General features: G+C 67.4%; 2 protein-coding genes. Both read right to left on the reverse strand.

The annotated features are described in order from the left end of the window. Window positions 1–896 (reverse strand): 2-oxoacid:ferredoxin oxidoreductase subunit beta (locus tag BHU15_RS11635; protein WP_069627118.1); only part of this gene is annotated, 896 nt, incomplete at its 3' end. Continuing rightward, window positions 889–2565 (reverse strand): 2-oxoacid:acceptor oxidoreductase subunit alpha (locus tag BHU15_RS11640; RefSeq protein WP_069627119.1); only part of this gene is annotated, 1677 nt, incomplete at its 5' end. The genes BHU15_RS11635 and BHU15_RS11640, both read right to left, overlap by 8 nt.

Genomic DNA, 2565 nt, shown 5'->3' on the forward strand with positions numbered 1-2565 from the left:
GGGTCGGCGAGGCGTGAGAGTGCGAAGGCGGTGGTGGGGCTGGTGGTGTGTGCGTCGTGGATGAGGATCTGGTGTTCGTTGTCCGCCGTCACGGGTACGACGGTGAGGTCGCCGGTGGCGGGGTCCCGAACAACACCTTTGGAGTTGTCGGTGCCGAAGCGGATGGGCTGGCCGTGTTCCAGGCGGATGACCGCCTCCTGGGCGCGCTCTTTGTCCTTGAGTGCTTCGAAGGCGCCGTCGTTGAAGATGTTGCAGTTCTGGTAGATCTCGACGAGTGCGGTGCCGGGGTGGTCGGCTGCTTGGCGCAGGACGCTGGTGAGGTGTTTGCGGTCGGAGTCGACGGTGCGGGCGACGAAGGACGCTTCCGCGCCGATGGCGAGCGACACCGGGTTGAAGGGTGCGTCGAGGGAGCCCATCGGTGTGGATTTGGTGATCTTGCCGACTTCGGAGGTCGGTGAGTACTGGCCTTTGGTGAGTCCGTAGATGCGGTTGTTGAAGAGGAGGATCTTGAGGTTGACGTTGCGGCGCAGGGCGTGGATGAGGTGGTTGCCGCCGATGGAGAGGGCGTCGCCGTCGCCGGTGACGACCCAGACGGAGAGGTCGCGGCGTGAGGTGGCGAGTCCGGTGGCGATGGCGGGGGCGCGTCCGTGGATGGAGTGCATGCCGTAGGTGTTCATGTAGTAGGGGAAGCGGCTGGAGCAGCCGATTCCGGACACGAACACGATGTTTTCCTTGGCGAGGCCGAGGTCGGGCATGAAGCCCTGGACGGCGGCGAGGACGGCGTAGTCGCCGCAGCCGGGGCACCAGCGGACTTCCTGGTCGGACTTGAAGTCCTTCATGGTCTGTTTGGCCTCGGCCTTGGGGACGAGGGTGAGCAGTTCGTTGGCCTCAGGCATCGATGGCCTCCTTGAGTGCCGTGGCGAGCTGTTCGGCCTTGAACGGCATGCCGTTGACCTGGTTGTAGGAGTGCGCGTCGATGAGGTATTTCGCCCGCAGGAGCGCGGCGAGCTGGCCGAGGTTCATCTCCGGGACGACGACCTTGTCGTAGCGGTTGAGGATGTCGCCGAGGTTGCGGGGGAATGGGTTGATGTGGCGCAGGTGCGCCTGCGCGATCGCGTGCCCGTCCCGGCGCAGGCGGCGGACGGCGGCGGTGATGGGGCCGTAGGTGGAGCCCCAGCCGAGGACCAGGGTGCGTGCGCGGTGCGGGTCGTCCACGGCGAGGTCGGGCACCTGGATGTTGTCGATCTTGGCCTGGCGGGTGCGGACCATGAAGTCGTGGTTGGCGGGGTCGTAGGAGATGTTGCCGGTGCCGTCCTGTTTCTCGATGCCGCCGATGCGGTGTTCGAGTCCGGGGGTGCCGGGCACGGCCCAGGGGCGGGCCAGGGTCTGCGGGTCACGCTTGTAGGGCCAGAACACCGCGGTGCCGTCGGCAAGGGTGTGGTTGGGGCCCGACGCGAACTGCACACCCAGATCAGGGAGTTCGTCCTGTTCGGGGATCCGCCAGGGTTCGGAGCCGTTGGCGAGGTACCCGTCGGAGAGCAGGAAGACCGGGGTGCGGTAGGTGACGGCGATCCGGGCCGCCTCGATCGCGGCGTCGAAGCAGTCCGCCGGAGTGCGGGGGGCGACGACCGGTACGGGGGCCTCGCCGTTGCGCCCGTACATCGCCTGCAGCAGGTCCGCCTGCTCGGTCTTGGTCGGCAGCCCGGTGGAGGGGCCGCCGCGCTGGATCGCGACCACCAGCAGCGGCAGCTCCAGCGACACCGCCAGCCCGATCGTCTCCGACTTCAGCGCCACCCCCGGCCCCGACGTCGTCGTCACCGCGAGCGAGCCGCCGAACGAGGCGCCGAGCGCCGCGCCGATGGCGGCGATCTCGTCCTCCGCCTGGAAGGTGCGGACACCGAAGTTCTTGTGACGGGACAGCTCGTGCAGGATGTCGGAGGCCGGGGTGATCGGGTACGACCCCAGATACAGCGGCAGATCCGCCTGACGGGCGGCCGCGATCAGCCCGTACGACAGCGCCAGATTCCCCGAGATGTTCCGGTACGTGCCCGCCGGGAACGCCGTCGTGGCGGGGGCCACCTCGTAGGAGACGGCGAAGTCCTCCGTCGTCTCACCGAAGTTCCAGCCCGCCCGGAACGCCGCCACATTCGCCTCGGCGATGTTCGGCTTCTTCGCGAACTTCGTCCGCAGGAACTGCTCCGTACTCTCCGTCGGCCGGTGATACATCCACGACAGCAACCCCAGCGCGAACATGTTCTTCGACCGTTCGGCTTCCTTGCGGGAGAGCCCGAAGTCCTTCAACGCCTCGATCGTGAGCGTCGTCAGCGGCACCGGGTGCAGCTGGTAGGCCTCCAGCGACCCGTCCTCCAACGGTGAGGTCAGGTACCCGACCTTCGCCATGGGGCGCTTGGTGAACTCGTCCGTGTTCACGATGATGTCCGCGCCCCGCGGCACATCGGCGATGTTCGCCTTCAGCGCGGCCGGATTCATCGCGACGAGCACGTTCGGCGCGTCACCGGGGGTCAGGATGTCGTGATCGGCGAAGTGCAGCTGGAACGAGGAAAC

The organism is Streptomyces niveus, assembly GCF_001723055.1.
GTDB lineage: Bacteria > Actinomycetota > Actinomycetes > Streptomycetales > Streptomycetaceae > Streptomyces > Streptomyces niveus.